The 15,789-nt window shown below is 73.7% G+C and carries 12 protein-coding genes and 1 pseudogene; 1 reads left to right on the top strand and 12 read right to left on the bottom strand.

Going from position 1 to position 15,789, the window contains the following annotated elements; translation table 11 throughout:
* Position 1: 1 nt before the first annotated feature.
* Genes AC0IW9_RS27145 through cpaB form a run of 5 tightly spaced genes read right to left on the bottom strand, consistent with a single transcriptional unit; the run spans position 2 to position 5,709 of the window.
* Entirely contained in the window at positions 2-925 is a 924-nt protein-coding gene (locus AC0IW9_RS27145) for a type II secretion system F family protein (protein ID WP_471651422.1), read from the bottom strand.
* The gene (locus AC0IW9_RS27140; RefSeq protein WP_471651421.1) at positions 922-2,193 is read right to left on the bottom strand and encodes a CpaF family protein; all 1,272 of its coding nucleotides are present in this window, start codon (positions 2,191-2,193) and stop codon (positions 922-924) included. Before AC0IW9_RS27140 ends, AC0IW9_RS27145 begins: the two co-directional genes overlap by 4 nt.
* The gene (locus AC0IW9_RS27135) at positions 2,190-3,422 is read right to left on the bottom strand and encodes an AAA family ATPase (protein ID WP_471651420.1); all 1,233 of its coding nucleotides are present in this window, start codon (positions 3,420-3,422) and stop codon (positions 2,190-2,192) included. Before AC0IW9_RS27135 ends, AC0IW9_RS27140 begins: the two co-directional genes overlap by 4 nt.
* Positions 3,419-4,843, bottom strand: coding sequence for a type II and III secretion system protein family protein (locus AC0IW9_RS27130; protein WP_471651419.1), 1,425 nt, complete (start codon positions 4,841-4,843; stop codon positions 3,419-3,421). The genes AC0IW9_RS27135 and AC0IW9_RS27130 overlap by 4 nt, the downstream gene beginning before the upstream one ends.
* Positions 4,840-5,709 (bottom strand): Flp pilus assembly protein CpaB, encoded by an 870-nt coding sequence (cpaB, locus tag AC0IW9_RS27125; protein WP_471651418.1) that lies wholly within the window; start codon positions 5,707-5,709, stop codon positions 4,840-4,842. Before cpaB ends, AC0IW9_RS27130 begins: the two co-directional genes overlap by 4 nt.
* A gap of 133 nt (positions 5,710-5,842) precedes the next feature.
* Here cpaB and AC0IW9_RS27120 point away from each other — a divergent pair, with 133 nt between their 5' ends.
* On the top strand, positions 5,843-6,298 hold the full coding sequence (locus AC0IW9_RS27120) for a prepilin peptidase (protein ID WP_471651445.1): 456 nt from the start codon (positions 5,843-5,845) through the stop codon (positions 6,296-6,298).
* A gap of 72 nt (positions 6,299-6,370) precedes the next feature.
* On the opposite strand, the pseudogene AC0IW9_RS27115 reads toward AC0IW9_RS27120, so the two are convergent.
* From AC0IW9_RS27115 to AC0IW9_RS27085, 7 genes and pseudogenes are all read right to left on the bottom strand, one after another.
* Positions 6,371-7,597 (bottom strand): annotated as a pseudogene (locus AC0IW9_RS27115) (putative bifunctional diguanylate cyclase/phosphodiesterase); the annotation flags it as partial.
* A 1,201-nt stretch (positions 7,598-8,798) separates the two neighbouring features.
* Complete coding sequence (locus AC0IW9_RS27110) at positions 8,799-9,527, bottom strand: response regulator transcription factor (protein WP_471651444.1); 729 nt, start codon at positions 9,525-9,527, stop codon at positions 8,799-8,801.
* Entirely contained in the window at positions 9,527-11,506 is a 1,980-nt protein-coding gene (locus tag AC0IW9_RS27105) for an ATP-binding protein (protein ID WP_471651417.1), read from the bottom strand. The genes AC0IW9_RS27110 and AC0IW9_RS27105 overlap by 1 nt, the downstream gene beginning before the upstream one ends.
* Positions 11,496-13,142 (bottom strand): ShlB/FhaC/HecB family hemolysin secretion/activation protein, encoded by a 1,647-nt coding sequence (locus AC0IW9_RS27100; RefSeq protein WP_471651416.1) that lies wholly within the window; start codon positions 13,140-13,142, stop codon positions 11,496-11,498. Before AC0IW9_RS27100 ends, AC0IW9_RS27105 begins: the two co-directional genes overlap by 11 nt.
* A gap of 104 nt (positions 13,143-13,246) precedes the next feature.
* A complete protein-coding gene (locus tag AC0IW9_RS27095) occupies positions 13,247-14,422 on the bottom strand; it encodes a hypothetical protein (RefSeq protein WP_471651415.1) in 1,176 nt (391 codons plus the stop codon).
* Between the two features lie 281 nt (positions 14,423-14,703).
* Entirely contained in the window at positions 14,704-14,904 is a 201-nt protein-coding gene (locus tag AC0IW9_RS27090) for a transposase (RefSeq protein WP_471651414.1), read from the bottom strand.
* A gap of 513 nt (positions 14,905-15,417) precedes the next feature.
* Positions 15,418-15,633: a DDE-type integrase/transposase/recombinase gene (locus tag AC0IW9_RS27085; protein WP_471651413.1), complete on the bottom strand. Its 216-nt coding sequence runs from the start codon at positions 15,631-15,633 to the stop codon at positions 15,418-15,420.
* Positions 15,634-15,789: the final 156 nt, after the last annotated feature.

Raw genomic sequence — 15,789 nt, 5'->3', positions numbered from 1 at the left:
GCTAGAACCGCGGCCGGGCGATCTGGCGCAGCAGCACCAGGCCGAGGCCATAGAGCCCGCCGACCAGGACCAGCGTGCCCCGGCCGCGCTCGGGATCGGCGAAGTAGTCGAGGAAGCCGGGCGACAGCAGCGTCAGGCCGCCCGCCATCAGCGGCGGCAGCGCGGCGAGGACCAACGAACTGGTGCGGACCTCGGCGGTCGCCGCCTCCAGCTCCCGAGCGATCCGCTGCCGGTCGCGCATCATCCCGGCAAGCCCGCGCAGGGTCTCCGACAGCCGGCCGCCGAAGCGCATCGCCGCACCGACCACGGTCGCCAGCGCGGCGAGGTCGACGCCGCCATGCCGCTGCGCCGCCCATTCGAGCGTCTCGACCAGCGGTTCGCCCAGTTGCAGCCGGCGCTCGGCCGGGGCGAAGACCCAGCGGACCGCCGGGCTGGAATTCAGGATGGCCCGCTGCAGCGCCTGCGACAGCGAGGCGCCGATCAGCAGCTGCTGGCAGAGCCGGTCGATAAAGGCGGGCAGCCCAGCCTCGATCGCCGCCCGGCGGCGGCATATCCGCAGGCGCACCAGCAGCCCCGCCGCCGCAACCACGCCGGCCAGGCCGGCCGCGGCCCAGCCCGCGCCGCCGAGCAGCAAGCCGGTGCCGCCGAGGCCCGCTGCCGCCGTGCCCAGGCCCCAGGCGAAGCGGCCCGGCTCGAGGTCGGCCCGCAGCATCAGGATATCGAACCGGCCCGCTGCGGCCGCCACCGGCCGCCGCGTCCGGCCCGGCTCGGCGGCCCCATTGCCGGCTCCGGTGCCGGCTCCGGCGCTGGCCAGCACGCCCAGCCGCTGCTCCACCTGCCGCCGGCGCATGCCATCACGGCGCGACGCGGCCAGCAGCAGGCCGCCGCCGCCAAGCATCAGCAGGGCCGCCACGCCGCCGCTCATGCCGGCAGCCCCGCGACCTGGGCGAGCTGCTCGCGGAAGCCGGAGCGCAACAGCAGCGGCGCCGCGCCCGCCCGGACCGGGGCATCGGGCTCATAGACGTAGATCTCGTGCAGCCGGTAGTTGTCCTCCTCGACCCCCGCCAGCTCGGTGACGTTGACGACGCGGCGCTGCCCGTCGCTGCCCCGCTGTACCTCGGCGATGACGTTGATCGAGGAGTTGATGAAGCGGCGCAGCGCCCGCGGTTCCAGCGGCAGGCCGCTGAAGGCGAGCAGCATCTCGAGCCGCGCCAGCGCGTCGCGCGGGCTGTTCGCATGCAGCGTGCTCATCGAGCCGTCGTGGCCGGTGCTCATCGCCTGCAGCATCTCCACCGCCTCGATGCCGCGGACCTCGCCTAAGATGATCCGGTCCGGCCGCATCCGCAGCGCGTTGCGCATCAGGTCGCGGCTGGAAACCGCCTGGCGGCCATCGGCCGAGGCGGGCCGCGCCTCGAGCCGGACCACGTGCTCCTGGCGGAGCTGCAGCTCGGCGGCATCCTCGATCGTCACCAGCCGCTCGGTCTCATTGATGAAGCCGGACATGACGTTGAGCAGCGTGGTCTTGCCTGAGCCGGTGCCGCCGATGATGAGCATGTTCAGCCGCGCCCGGGTGGCCCGCGCCAGGTAGTCCAGCGCCTCCCGCGGGGCGGTGCCGCGGCGCATCAGGTCGACCGCCTGCAGCGCCACACGCCGGGTCTTGCGGATCGAGATCGCCGGCCCGTCGAGCGCGACCGGCGGCACCACCACGTTGACCCGCGAGCCATCGGCCAGCCGCGCGTCGCAATAGGGCGAGGCCTCGTCGACCCGGCGGCCGATCGGCCCGACGATCCGCTGGATCACCGCCATCACATGCGCATCATCGCGGAACCGCGCCGCCACCCGCACCAGCCGCCCGCCCCGCTCGGCATAGATCCGGCGCGGGCCGTTGACGATGACGTCGTCGACCGTCGGATCGTCCAGCAGCGGCTGCAGCGGCCCGAAGCCGAGGATGTCGTCCAGCAGCTCGTCGATCATGCGGGTGCGCTCGGCGCCGTTCAGCACGCCGTTGGTCGCATCCAGCGTGCTGGCAACGGCGGCCGAGACCTCGTCCCGCACGGCGTGGCGCTGCAGCGCCTCGGCCGTCGTGCCGCGCAGCTCGAGCCGGTCCAGCACGAAGCGGAAGGCGCTCGCCTGGATCTGCTGGTAGCTGTCGCTGAGCGACACGCCGTTGCCGCGGGGCATGCCCTCGCTCATGCGACGCGGCCCAGGCCGAGCCGGGCCTTGAGCCGGCCGAGGGTGCCGGGCGGGATCGCCGGCGCCTCGGCGGTGCCGAGCCGCGCGGCCAGCGCCGCCACCTGCCGGGCCAGCCCGCGATGGCCGGCGAGGCCGGCATCGAGGCGGCCCTGGTTCTCCGCGTTGCGCAGCGCCACCCGGCATTCCGGCAGGGCGACGACGGAGCCGAGCCCGAGCGTCCCGCCGATCGCCAGGGCGCTCGGCTGGATCCGCGCGTCGAAGTCGGCGACCGCGAGGACCAGCCGCTCGCGCGGCTGCACGCCGAGCACCTCGAGCTGCTTCATCCCGCGTGCCGCGGCCTGCGCCGAGGCCAGGCTCTGGGTCACCACCAGCGCGGCGCGGCGCTGCGCCGCGAGCAGCGCCAGCGGGCCGGGGCCGAAGGGCGCCGCGCCGCAATGGATGACGATCTCGTCGTAGACGCCGCGCAGCAGCGCGACCAGCACCCCGAGGTCGCCCGCATCGAGCGTCGCCGGGTCGCGGTAGTCGTTCAGCAGCAGCAGCGCCAGCCCGCTCGCGGCATGCCGCGGCAGCGCCGAGCGCAGCAGCGCCCCGTCGAGCCGGTCCACGTCGTCCAGCGCATCGGCGACGCCGTAGCCGCAGCGGACGTCGAGCGCGATCTCGGCCTCCTGCGCCCCGGTGCCGAGATCGAGGAAGACCACCTTGCGGCTGCCGCCGGCGCAGCGGTCGAGGGCGATCGCCAGCGCGACCTCCCGGGCCGGATCGGCGGGCCGGCCGCCGACCACCGCAAAGCAGGGCGATTGCCGGCCGGCCGCGGCGTTGCGCGGGCCGCGCTCGAGCCGCGGCCGCAGGACGCGGCGGAGCGCGATCTCGCCGGTGCTGCGGCCGACGAAATCCTGCGCCCCGGCGCGCAGGCTGGCGAGGATCAGGTCGGCCGCCGTCTCGTCGCCGAGGGCGACCAGCGCCGCGGTCGGCGCGTCGTTGCGCAGCCGCGCCAGCACCGTGGTCAGCTCGGCCCCGGCATCGGCGACATCGACCAGCACGAGGTGCGGCCGGACATGCTGCAGCGCCGCCAGCGCCGAATCCGGGTCGGGATCGGCGCGATGCAGAATCGCCAGGCCGGCCAGCGCCGCGCCGACCCGGTCGACGACCTGGCTGTCGAGGGTCAGCACCAACGCGGTCGGCACCGCCGTCCCCGCCTGCGGCAGCGGGGTTTCCGTCATCGCGTTCATCGCATCAATCCGAACTGGTTGGCGGCTTGCTCGGCGGTGTTCCGCTGCAGCGCGATGTCGAGGCTGTTCGGCAGCGGCGCGCGGGTGGCGAGGCCGGCCGGCAGCCGCGCCGTCTCCAGCGGGCGGACCAGCCGTGGCGTGGCGATGATCACCAGCTCCTGCATGTCGCGCGAGGCGTTGGTGCGGGAGAACAGCGGCCCGAGGACGGGCAGCTGGCCGAGGCCGGGCAACCGGTCGGCGAGGTTGCTGGTGTTGGAGAAGGTCATGCCGGCCAGCATGAAGCTCTGGCCGCTCGCCAGCTCCACCGTGGTGGTGGCGGAGCGCTTGCGGAAGGCCGGGATGCTGAAGCCCTGCAGGGTGATGGCGTTGGAGTAGTCGAGCTCGCTCACCTCCGGCGTCACCCGCAGCAGGATGCGGCCGTCCGACATCACCGTGGCCGCGACGTCGAGCCGCACGCCGAAGGGCTTGTAGTCGATGGTGACGGTCGTGAAGCCGGCGCCGACGATCGGCGTCGGCACCGGGATCTCGCCGCCCGCGAGGAAGGAGGCCTGCTCGCCCGAGCGCACCAGCAGCACCGGCTCGGCCAGCAGCTGGGCGAAGTTGGTCGAGGCGAGCATCGAGATGGCGGCCAGGATGTTGTTGGTGTTGCTGCCGACCAAAAGGTTGAAGGCGCTGCTCATGGGCGAGGCGAGGCCGGTCGCCGAGGCCGCCAGGGTGCCGAGGTTGGCGGTCGAGGACTGGTTCGGGTTGACGTAGCCGTTGCCGCCGACGAGCCCGTTGTTGGCGATGCTGCCCGGCCCGACCAGGGCGCCCTGGGTGCTGGTGCCGAGGGCGCGGAAGTTGAAGCCGAGCTGCTGCAGCCGCGTCGCCTGGACGGCGGCGAATTTCACCTCGACCGCCACCACGAGGTCCGCGGCGATGCGGGTCAGGTCGACCAGCTCGCCGCGCTCCGGCCGGGCCAGCGCAACCAGCCGCTGATGCGCCTCGAGGCTCGGCACGGTGCCGCGCAGCACCACCCGGCCCGCCTCGCTGCCGACCTGCACGCCGGCCAGCGCCGGATCCCTCGCGGCGGCGGCGCGGGCGCCCTCCAGCCCCTGCCCGACCGAGACCACCATCCGGCTGCGGGCCTGGCCGCGCCAGATGTGGATGTCCGTCTCACCCGCCCCGAGCCCGAGGATGCGGAGCTGCCGCCCGCCGACCAGGCTGACGTCCGCCACCTGCGGATTGCCGACCGCCACCCGGGTCACCCCCCGGCCGATCTCCAGCAACTCCTGCATGCCGAGCCCGAGGCCGATGCTCCGCACCGGCGCCGGCGCGGCGCTTGTGGCGGACCGCTGGGCCAGGGCCGCGCCCTGCGGCAGGCCGAGCAGCCCGATGGCGAGGGCGAGGGCCGCACCGGGGCGGCGTCGGAGGCGGCTCATCGGGTCGCTCCGGCGGCACCGCGGATGATCTCCGGGCCGCTGCGGACGGCTGGACGGTGAACCGGCACCGGCGCCGGCCGGGGCGGCGCGGGCGGCGCGGCGCCTAGCAGGTCGCCGCGGCCCAGCCGGCCGAGCGCGGCGAGCTGGCGATCCGCCGGGTTGCGCAGCGCCAGCAGGTAGCCGCCGTCGCCGCGCGCCAGCGCCAGCAGCGGCACCTGCTCCGGCGTCACCGCCAGCGTGACGTTGCGCTGCACCGCCTGGCCGCGCTGCGCCGCCGCGGTTTCCCGCCCAAGCGTCTCGCCCACTGCCAGCACCAGCAGGTCCTGCAGCACCAGCCGGGACAGGTCGGGCGGGCCGGCGCGGGCGGCGGCCGCGTTCGCCTGGCCGTCGTCCTGGGTTGCCACCGCGACATCCACCCGGTCGCCCGGCCGCACCAGGAAGGCCACGCCGGTATCCTCGGCGACGCGCAGGGTCACCGCGCGGCTTTCCATCGGCACCAGCGCGCCGAGGCCGCCGGCACCCGGCTCGGCGCTGACGCCGCTGCGCAGCACGGTCTGGCCGACCGCGATGGTCTCGAGCGCCACGCGCCCCACTACATCCTCCAGCCGCGTCGTCGCCTCGGCCGAGGGCGCCCGCTCCATGCCGAGCAGGCCGAGCGCGGCCCGCTCGACCACCCCGCCGCGCGGGATCTCCTGCAGCGCGACGACGTAGCCGGGCGCGGCGGCGGGCACGTCCTGCACCGGCTGCAGCACCGCCAGCGGCGGCGGCGGGGCAAGGCTCACCCACTGCCGCAGCAGCAACGCGGCGCCGGCGAGCAGCAGGGCGCCACCGCCCAGCAGCAGCGGATTGCGCGGCGCGGTCAGCATGGGCCGGACTCGCGTGCCGAAGCGGGGCTGGGTGTCGTCATGGCAGCATCCCTGCTAGAGAAACCCCGGTCGAAGCGGCCCCGGCGGCGGTGGCCGGCGCGAGCCATCGTTTCCGGGGGGAGTTCCGCGGCGCATGCTTGCCTGGCTCGGACTGGTGACCCTCTGGGCAGGCTGGACCGCCCTCACCGATGCCCGGCACCGCCGCATCCCGAACCTGATGATCCTTCTCGGCCTGGGCCTCGCGCTCGGCCGCATCGGGCTGCTTGGCGACCCGGCGCCGGGTGCGGCCGGGTTCCACGCGCTGGTGGCCCTGCTGGCGCTGCTGCCCGCGTGGCGCTGGCGCCTGCTCGGCGGCGGCGACGTCAAGCTTGGGGCAGTGGTCGCCGCCATGCAGTGGACCGACTTCCAGATCGCCCTGGCCATCGGCCTCGCCGGCGCCGTGCTGGCCGGCTGGCGCCAGGCGCGCCGCCTTCGCCTGCTGCCGGGGGCGCCGCCCGCCGATGGCCGCCTGCAGGGCCGCGGCACGCCCTTCGCGCCGCTTCTGCTCGGCCCGTTCCTGCTGCTGGCCTGGTGGCGATACCTCGGCTGACGGCGGCAGCCAGGGCGGGGTGCCGCCGTCGGTGACGCCACCGTAGCCGCCGGTCGGCAACGGCCGGCCGATCAGATAGCCCTGCACCGAGGTGCAACCCTCCACCTGCAGGAATTCGAGCTGCGGCCAGGTTTCGACGCCCTCCGCCACCACCTGCATCCCGAGCGCCGCGGCCATCGACAGCACGCTGCGGACGATCGGCGCCGCCTGCGGATCGCTCTCGAGGTCGCGGATGAAGCTGCGGTCGATCTTCAGCTTGTCGAAGGGGAAGGTCCGCAGCGTCGCCAGCGAGGAATAGCCGGTGCCGAAATCGTCGAGCGCGATGCGCACGCCCATCGCCTTGATCTCGCGCAGCATGCCGAGGGTCTGCTCGGTATCGTGCATCAGCACGGATTCAGTGATCTCGATCTCCAGCCGCTCCGGCGCCAGGCCGCTGTCGGCCAGCGCCTCGCGGACCAGCCGCGCCACGTCGCTGTGGCGAATCTGCAGCGGCGAGACGTTGACCGCGATGCGCAGCGGCGTCGCCCAGCGGGCCGCCTCGCGCGCGGCCTCGCGCATCACCCAGGCGCCGATCTCCTGGATCATGCCGGAGGCCTCGGCGATGGCCAGGAACTGGTCCGGCGCGACCGGCCCGCGCAGCGGATGCTGCCAGCGCAGCAGCACCTCGAAGCCGGTCGCCGCTAGGTCGGCGGTGCGGGCCTGCGGCTGGAATGCCAGGCGGAACTGGTTGAAGGCGATGGCGAGCTTGAGCTCCTGCTCGAGCCCGCGCTGCAGGCGGGCGGCGGCGTCGAGTTCGGCCTGCACGAGAGCGACGCGGCCGCGCCCGGCGTCCTTGGCCCGCCGCAGCGCGACATCGGCGATGCCGAGCAAGTCCTCGACCTGGTCCGCATCGCGCGGGAACAGCGCCACGCCGATCGAGCCGGTCACCTGCACCGCCTCGGCGCCGATCGCATGCGGCGCGGCCAGCGCCGTGATCAGCCGGTCGGCCAGCAGCCCGGCCGGCGCCTCCTGCTCCTCGGCCGCCGGCAGGACGATGAAGGCGTCGCCGCCGATCCGTGCGACTAGGTCGCCGGCGGCGACCGTTGCGCGGATCCGGCCGGCGGTGTCGCGCAGCACCCGGTCGCCCGCTGCATAGCCATAGAGGTCGTTGAAGGACCGGAAGCCGTCGAGCCCGACCAGGAGCACGGCGAAGCGGCGGCCGGCCAGTCGGGCGCGCTCCACCCGCTCGCCCAGCGCCCGCAGCAGCTGCTCCCGGTTCGGCAGGTCGGTCAGCGGGTCGTGGCTTGTCAGGTGGTGCATGCGCGTCGCGGTGGCGATCCGGTCGCGGAGGTCGCGGCAGACCAGCAGCAGCCGTGCATCATCGGCCTCGTCCAGCCGCCGCACCTCGAGCTCGACCGAGATGCCGCCGCCTTCGGCCACCAGCAGGGCCTCGGTGGTGCCCTCGAGCCGGGTCTCCAGCACCATGCTGTGCCAGGCCGAACCCTGGTGCGGGAACAGCTCGAGGAGCGTCTGCGGCGGCACCGCGGTGGGCCGGCCAAGCAGGCGCTGGAAGCTGTGGTTGCTGCCGGTGATGCGGCCGGCCTTGAGGAAGACGATCCCGTCGGAAACCGCGTCGGCGAGCCGGCCGAGCCGGCCGGTCTCGGCTGCCAGCCTGCGGGCCGCCCGGCGGCGCAGCAGGGCCTGCAGCACAACCCGCAGCGGGGCCCCAAGCAGCGCCAAGCCGAGCACCCCCGCGACCGGCAGTGCCCCCTTCGGCAGCACCGGCGCACCGATTGTCGCCGCGGCACCGCACAGCAGCGCCACCCCCGGCGCCACGGCCATGGCGCCGAAGCAGGCATCGCCCAGCAGCCGCCGGCGCCGGTCGGCAGCACCCAGCAGGCCGATGGTCACGACCGCGAGGCCGCTGGTGGCCAACAGCCCGAGCGACAGGGTCGCACCGTCGGCGAGGCCGAGCAGGCCTGGCCGCAGCGCCTGGGCGACCAGCACGCCGCAGCCGAAGGTCGCCAGGCCGAGCGCCGCGCCGCCGCCCAGCGATCCGGCCAGGCCGCCGCCGCGGGCGAAGATCCGGCCGAAGCCCAAGCCGCAGCCAGCGAAGGCGGCAGCCAGCGCCAGCAGCGGCGCATCGATCCGGCCCTCGCCGACCTCCGGCATCAGGATGGCGAGCGCACCCTGCAGGAGCACGGTGACGCAGCCGGCGGCGATGGCGTCGACCATGGCCGGCAAGGGCGAAGGCCGCAACGAAGTCGTTTCGGAAGAATGAAGCCCGGTTAGAATACTCATGCCTGGGCCGTGGCGACGGAATCCCGCCGACCACAGACCTGAAACCGTCCTGGCTGCGCCTGATGCTGCGGCAGTGCGGTTCATGACAGGTGAGGCCCATCCCTTTGCTGGTCGGCCGCGGGCGCTTCACACCTTTGTGCCTACCGTTTCGGATCAAATTCCTGTCACTATGATGCCGAGGTCCGGGTTGTTCTGTCTCTGCAGGTAATGTCAGGAATATTCAGGCGATTGTCGGAACCCGGTGACCGACCCGCTCGACGAAGGCATAGCCGGCGTTGTGCAGCGTCCGGATCGGCCCATCGTCCCGCCCCTGGCCGAGCTTGCGCCGCAGCACGGCGATGGCGTTGTCGACCGACCGGCCGCCGCCCCGCCATGACCGGCCGAGCGCCGCCCGGGTCAGCATCTCGCGCGAGACCGGCCGGCCCCGGGCACCGAGCAGCACCGCCAGCAGCTCCAGCTCCGTCACCGTCACTCGGGTCTTCCGGCCATCGGGCGCCACCAGGAACAGCGCCCCCCGGTCGAGGGTCCAGCCGGCCAGGTCCGGCCGGGCCTCACCCGCGCCGTGGCGCCGCAGCGCGACCCGGACCCGGGCGACCAACTCGCGGCCGGCGACCGGCTTGACCAGGAAGTCGTCGGCGCCCTGTTCCAGGCCGAGGATGCGGTCGGCGACATCCGCATTCCCGGTCACCACCAGGATCGGCGCGTCGGTCGCCTCGCGCAGCAGCGGGATGCGGGCAACAGCATCGACGCCGGCGAGCTGCTGGTCGAGCAGGATGACGTCCGGCTGCCGTGCACCGAGCTTCGCCATCGCCTCCCCCCAGCTGCCGGCCTGTTCGGTGCGGAAGCCGTAGCGCTGGAACAGCGCCACCACCTCGGCCGCCAGCGTGGCGTCGTCGTCGACCACCAGCACCAGCGGCTCGGCCTCGGCGGCGGTATCCTCGGTTGGCATCACGACACGTCTTCCCTTTCCGCGGCGCCGGGGGACTGGACCGCCGCGCCGCCCGGCACCGCGGCCTCCCGCAGCACGAGCTCGAAGACCGCACCGCCGGTCGCGGCGTTGCTGGCGGCGATGCTGCCGCCGAAGGACTGCAGGATGCCGTGGCAGATCGACAGCCCGAGCCCGGTGCCCTGGCCCGGCGGCTTGGTGGTGAAGAAGGGCTCGAACAGCCGGGGCAGCACCTCCGGCAGGAAGCCGTGCCCGGTGTCCTGCACCCGCAGCGTCACGCTCTGCGGCCGCGGCCCGGCCACCGCGCTGAAATGAAGCAGGCGCTGCTCCTCGGGCCGCTGCAGCATGGCGTCGCGGGCGTTCAGCATCAGGTTCATCAGCACCTGCTCCAGCAGGATCCGCCGCGCCCTGACCGGCGGCAGGCCATCCGCCAGCGCCAGCGTGACGGCCACCCCGGCCAGCCCGAGCGGCTGGCCGGCCAGCAGCATCGCCCCCTCGATGGCGGCGGCGAGTGGCACTGCCTCCAGCGCGCCCGCATCGGACCGGCCGAAGGCCCGCAAGTGGTCGACGACCAGGCGCGCCCGCTCGGCCTGCTCCGCGATCCGCTGCAGCCGCCGGTGGGTGGCCTTCCACAGCGGCGCGTCGGTGGCGTCCGGCAGGGCGGCGACGGCGTTTTCCGCCGCCAGCAGGATCGCCCCCAGCGGCTGCGACAGCTCATGGGCCAGGCTGGTCGCCATGCGGCCGAGCGTCGCCAGCTTGGCGGAGGCGACCGACTGATCGCCGAGCTGGCGCTCGACCGAGATATCGGCCAGGCAGCCGGCCACCTCGGCAAAGCCATGCTCGCCCATGCGGATGATGCGGGCATGGTCGCGCAGCCAGCGCAGGCTGCCGTCCGGCTGACGGAAGCCGTAGTCGGCGACCGCCTCGCCCTCCTCCAGCAGCCGGCGGTAGAAGGCGTCCAGCACCTCACGGCCATCGGCATCCAGCCGCCGGCGCCAGGCGCCCGGCACCGACAGCGCGTGCCAGGTCAGGCCGGTCAGCGCCTCGAGGTTGCCGCTCATCATCGCCGGCAGGTAGGACCCGTCGGGGAAGAGCTCGCCGCGGTAGATGGTGACCGGCAGCGCCGCCATGAAGCCATGTCCGGGCTCGCCGCCCCGGCGGGGCGCGGCCGGGAGCGCGGTGCCGCCGGGCGCGGGCCGCAGCAGCCGCTGCAGAACCAGCGCCCAGAGCAGCAGCAGGATCGTGCCGCCGCCGCCGGCCAGCAGGATGCCGCGTCGCGCCGCGGCCGCCTCTGCAAGGACCGGGCCCCGCGGCAGCGCCGCCAGCGCCCGCAGCGGCCCGCCACCCGCCTCGGCGCGGATCACCTCGTCCGCCGCCGGCCAGGCCGCCATGCCGGCCGGCCCGATCGCCACTGCCAGGTCGGGCGTGGCGATGCCGAGCCTTGCCGCGCCACCGGCCGCGAGTCTCGTGTGGTCGAGTTGTCCGGCGAGGACCCAGGCGGCCGCGGCACCCTCCGCCAGCACCGCCTGCAGCAGCCAGGCCTCGGTCCCGACGCGCGCCAGCGTCGCCGCGCCGCCCGGCTTCGGCGGCGGCGCCAGCGGGCCGGGCCGCGCCGCGCCGACCCGGGCCGCGGCGGACGGCAGCGGTGCACCGGTCGAATCGAGCACCAGCACCGCGCGGAACTGCCCGGCCCGCCGGGCGAGGTCGCCGACCAACGGTGCCAGCTCCGCCGCCCGCCGCGGCGCCGCCCCTTCGAGCATCCCGGCATAGCCGGCCAGCGCACCCTGCAGCACCGCCAGTTCCGCCCGCAGCCCTTCCGCCGCCTGGCGGAGCTGCACCCCGGCCGCGGCTTCCACCGCCGCCCCGCGCGCGCGGGCCAGTTCGAGGGTTCCGAGGCAGGCCGCGCCGGCCAGCAGCAGCACGGGGCCAAGCAGCGCCAGCCTTAGCCGGCGCGGCCCGCCGGGGGCCGGCTCAGAAGTCACGCCGAACGACGAAGACGAAGCGCCAGTCATCGGAGACCTTGGAATACAGCGGCGTGACGATCGGCTTGGCGAGCTCGATGTCGAGCTTGGTTTCCTCCATCACCGGCACCCGGAAGCCGAAGCCGGCCGAGCTGGCGCGGTTGCCGCGCGGCGCCGGCACCGGGCTGAGATTGGCCACGCGCGCGCCGTCGACGAAGCCGTAGAACTCCGTCCCCAGCAGCATCGCGCCGACGGTGTTGCCCAGGCCGCGGGTGACCGCGGCCTCGGTCAGCATCGGCTTCAGCGGCACCGCAAGCGCGGCGCTGCCGCCGACCGCGCGATCGCCGAACAGCGTCGCCGCATCGAAGCCGCGGCCGAGGGTGACGCCACCATAGGTGAACAGCTCGGAAGCCGGCAGCCGGTCGCCGGCATACTGCGCGCTGGCCCGCAGCCGCAGGATCAGCCGGCGCGGCCAGAGGTCCTGCTGCAGGGTCGCCTGCAAGGTCAGTTTGGTGAACTCCGGCTGACCGTAATAGAAGCCGAGCCGCTGCCGGGCGCCGAAGCCGTCGATCCCCTGGTTCAGGATGCCGGTGATGGTGCCGACGCGGGTATCCGCCTCGTTGGCCCGGGCATAGGCGCCGCCCAGCCGCACCACCCGGGTCGCCTCGTTGCTCACCAGCTGGCCGAAGGCCAGCGAATGGCTGTCGAGCACGTCGAAGGCGGCGAAGACCTGCGCGGTCTCGCGCGGCCGGCGGATCAGCGGATAGACCGCCTGGAGGCCGAAGGTCGTGGCGGTGCCGTCCAGCGTCGAGTTGCTGGCCGGCCGGGTCCGCAGGTAGCCGAAGCTGGCCGCCAGGGTGAAGCCGTCGCTGCCGATCGGCTGCTGGTGCCGGGCCGACAGGAAGGTGAAGCGGTGCAGGTCGCTCGGGGCGCCATAGGCGACCCGGGTGCTGTCGCCCTCGCGCAGCATCGAATTCACCGTGGCGCTGACCGCGCCCTGGACATGGCCGAGGATGCCGGCGCCGAGGTTGTCGAGCCCGAGGCCGATGCGGACGGAGGTCCGCTGCACCGTCACCACCAGCTTCACCGCGCCGGGCTTCGGCAGCAGCTCCAGCCGGGTCTGCAGCTTGCGGCCGGCGACGTCCTGCATCAGCAGGATGTAGCGGTCGAGCGTCGCCTGGCGCAGCGGCCGCTCGGCGATGATGCGGTCGGCATAGGCGCGCAGCAGGCTGAAATCGGCCCCTTCGGTATCGCCCTCGAAGGCGACTTCCTCGACCTGGCCCTCGACGGCGCGCAGCACCACCAGGCCACGGGCGAAATCCTGCTGCGGCACGACCACGCCGTACAGGGCGTAGCCGGCCTGGCGATAGGCGTCGCCGACCGCGGTGCTGAGCGCCGCCAGCGTGTCCTGGCGGATCCTCCGGCCGACGAAGGGCTGCAGCACCGGCCGCAGCGCTGCCGGGCCCAGCCCGACCGCGCCGAGCACCGCGACATCGGCGATCGATGTCTCGGGCGCGGCGGCGGCATCGACCCGCGGCGGCGTGGCGATGTCCGGTGCCGGCCCCGGCGGCGGCACCAGCGGGGCGCGGATGTCGCTGCGCTCGCCGTCGGTGATGCGCGGCCCGAGGATCTGGGCCTGCGCGACCAGCGGAGACAAGGCCGCCAGCACGGCCAGCCAGGCTAGCCGCCGGTTGCCCCGGCGGCGGTGGGGAGCGCGCCGCGGCGCTCCCCGGTTCGAGGTAAGGGTCACCGGCGTCGGGATCAGCGGCGGCCGAGCAGCCCGCCGGCAACACCGTTCACGGTGGTGCCGACGGTGCCGACCGTGGTGCGGACCAGGTTGCCGCCCGCCGCGCCGCCGGCGCCACCGGTGACCGAGCCGAGGGTCGAGCCGACCACCGTGCCGGCGCCCGTGCCGCCACCGGCGAGGCCACCGGTGATGCCACCGGCCACACCGCTCACCGCGCCGCCCAGGCCGCCGGCCACGCCACCGCCACCCGCCAAGCCGCCACCGGCCAGGCCACCCACCGCACCGCCGACCGGCGCCAGCGGACCCGCGGCCGCGCCGCCGGACAGGCCCGCCAGCGCCGTCGGCACCGCGGCGCCGAGACCGCCGACCCCGGCCGGTGCCAGGGTGCCCGACATCGCATTCACGTTGAGCGGCGAACCTGCCGCGATGGTCGGGCTCAGCACCGCCGCATTGGCCAGGGTCGGCGTCTGCATGGCGGAGCCCAGCAGCTGCGTGCCGCCGAGGTTGAGGCCAACGATCGGCGCCGCGGTCGTGCCGGGCAGCGCGCCGACCAGGGTGGTGCCGACCACCGGCAGCGTGCCTGCGGTGCTCAGCACCGGCGATACGGTGCTGCCGGCGGCGTTGAGCAAGGTGCCGTTGGAGGCGGTGCCCAGCGTCCCGGTCACGCCGCTCAGCAGGCCGGTCACGCCGCCATTGGCGCCGGAGGCGACATCGACGGACACCGGCGCATTCGCCGTGGTGGTCGGCGAGAGCAGGCCGGCCGCCACCAGCGGCGGCGTCGCCGGGGTGCCCGCGGCCGAGCCCGGCACGGTGGCGCCGGCCAGATTAACCGAAGCGACGCCACCGAGGGTGCTGCCCAGCAGGCTGAGCGTGCCCGCCGGCGCCCCGTCACCGCCCGTGCCGCCGGTCCCGCCCGTGCCACCGGGGCCGCCCGTGCCACCCATACCGCCGGTACCGGACGCCATGCCGGTCCCACCGGTCCCACCGGGACCGCCGGTTCCGCCCGGGCCGCCGGCGCTGCCACCCGCGCTGCCGGCGCTGCCATCCGCGCTGCCACCCGCGCTGCCGGAGCCGGATCCCGACTGGGACCCCGCCCCTGCGCCGCCGCCGCCACCGCTGGCCACCGTCGTGCCGGATTCCGGCACGAAGCTGGTTTGCTTCTTTGTGCAGCCGACGATCGCCAATGCCATGAGCGCAGCTAGGCCCGCCTTGGCGGCCGCTGCGGATGTCCCTCGAGCCATGACCTTCCTACCTCTCCGAAAACGCCCGCCATGCCGACGCGCGGCCCTGCACGACACCGCTACGGCCCAGCAACCTGAGCGCGAATTGGCGACGTTGTGATGGAGTGGTATCGTGAGCCAGGCCGCCGACTAAGCCTGGAAGAGTCGGAGAATTGTCAGGCTTGTGTCGGCTCCGTCAGGAACCTGAGGTTGCAGGATCCGCGATGCTCGCGCTGCTTTGATGTCCGCCGTCAAAGCCACTTGGCGTCCGATGTCATCCGCCATCGATGGCGGGAGCACCGAGGCCGCGTAGAGCATTCATCGGGCACCAGCCAGAGCCAACCTATGAACTGCCGTGCGGTCTCGAAAGGCCCGAGGTCTCCAACCTCGACCATGATCGTCGCGGCCGTCACGAGACGTATGCCGCGCAGTGCCTGCAGCGCCTCGACCACTGGCGCCAGCGACCAATCGGCAGCAGTCTCACGATCGCCGCGTCGATCCGCGCCAGGCGCTCACGGGCATGGCGCTTGGCCAGAACCATCTCCTGCGATGCCACCTGCTGCGCTGTGTTGGGTGAAGGTCTGATCCTGCAGCCAGCGCACGTGCACCGCCCACTACGCCGTATTGCCAGGAAACACCCGGCCATCCTTCAGCAGCAGCGACGATATGACCTATCGTTTGCGGCGCAGATCGGGTCCTGCTGCGAAGTCTGAGGTGCGCTGTAAATGAGATTGGCAACAGGCAAATCATGCAGCAACGTCGAACGGATCAACGACGAAGGTCGCTTGGGCTTGGATGTCGCGTCCGCCAATCCTCCGGAACCGCCCCTCCCTTACCATCGCCATGACCTCGTAGCCTGTTAGGGATGGCCGCGCCGTCCAGAAGCTGCCGAAGCCGAGCCCCGGTCTGATCAAGCGTCTTATGCGCCGATAGTCTTGTTCCACAACGTTGTTGAGAAACGTGACCTAGCGTCGCCAAAGCTCACCACCTACCTTCATCTCCGTCTCCGCGCGCGGGTAGGCCGGGTATTTGCCCACCGTGATGGCACGCGGGCTCGCCGTGTGCAGCGGCCCCAGCGCCTTGCGGAATAAGCACTCTGCCGCTGCGATGTCCCGCCTGACCGAGAGCAGGAAGTCGATGGTTTGACCGCGGCTGTCGACCACGCGATATAGAGGATCCAATAGCCCTTCAATGCCACATACGTCTCATTGACCCGCCACGAGGCATCGCTTGGATGTAGGTGGGGCCTGATCCGCTCCTCTAGAGCGTTTTCCTATCAGTCTGCGTCATAGCCTGCGGCGGTAAAGTAGTTAGTGCACTCGGTTGGGGTGAAGGTG

It is taken from the genome of Belnapia sp. AC561 (genome assembly GCF_979252845.1).
The sequence above is the reverse complement of the archived record's forward strand: the minus strand, read 5'-3'. Positions and strand labels throughout refer to the sequence as shown.

What these genes read in the sequence shown, in the direction of transcription:
- AC0IW9_RS27140 (WP_471651421.1), bottom strand. Translation starts at nt 2,193, where the DNA reads ATGAGCGAGGGCATGCCCCGCGGCAACGGCGTGTCGCTCAGCGACAGC.
- AC0IW9_RS27120 (WP_471651445.1), top strand. Translation starts at nt 5,843, where the DNA reads ATGCTTGCCTGGCTCGGACTGGTGACCCTCTGGGCAGGCTGGACCGCC.
- AC0IW9_RS27130 (WP_471651419.1), bottom strand. Translation starts at nt 4,843, where the DNA reads ATGAGCCGCCTCCGACGCCGCCCCGGTGCGGCCCTCGCCCTCGCCATC.
- cpaB (WP_471651418.1), bottom strand. Translation starts at nt 5,709, where the DNA reads ATGCTGACCGCGCCGCGCAATCCGCTGCTGCTGGGCGGTGGCGCCCTG.
- AC0IW9_RS27135 (WP_471651420.1), bottom strand. Translation starts at nt 3,422, where the DNA reads ATGAACGCGATGACGGAAACCCCGCTGCCGCAGGCGGGGACGGCGGTG.
- AC0IW9_RS27110 (WP_471651444.1), bottom strand. Translation starts at nt 9,527, where the DNA reads ATGCCAACCGAGGATACCGCCGCCGAGGCCGAGCCGCTGGTGCTGGTG.
- AC0IW9_RS27145 (WP_471651422.1), bottom strand. Translation starts at nt 925, where the DNA reads ATGAGCGGCGGCGTGGCGGCCCTGCTGATGCTTGGCGGCGGCGGCCTG.
- AC0IW9_RS27095 (WP_471651415.1), bottom strand. Translation starts at nt 14,422, where the DNA reads ATGGCATTGGCGATCGTCGGCTGCACAAAGAAGCAAACCAGCTTCGTG.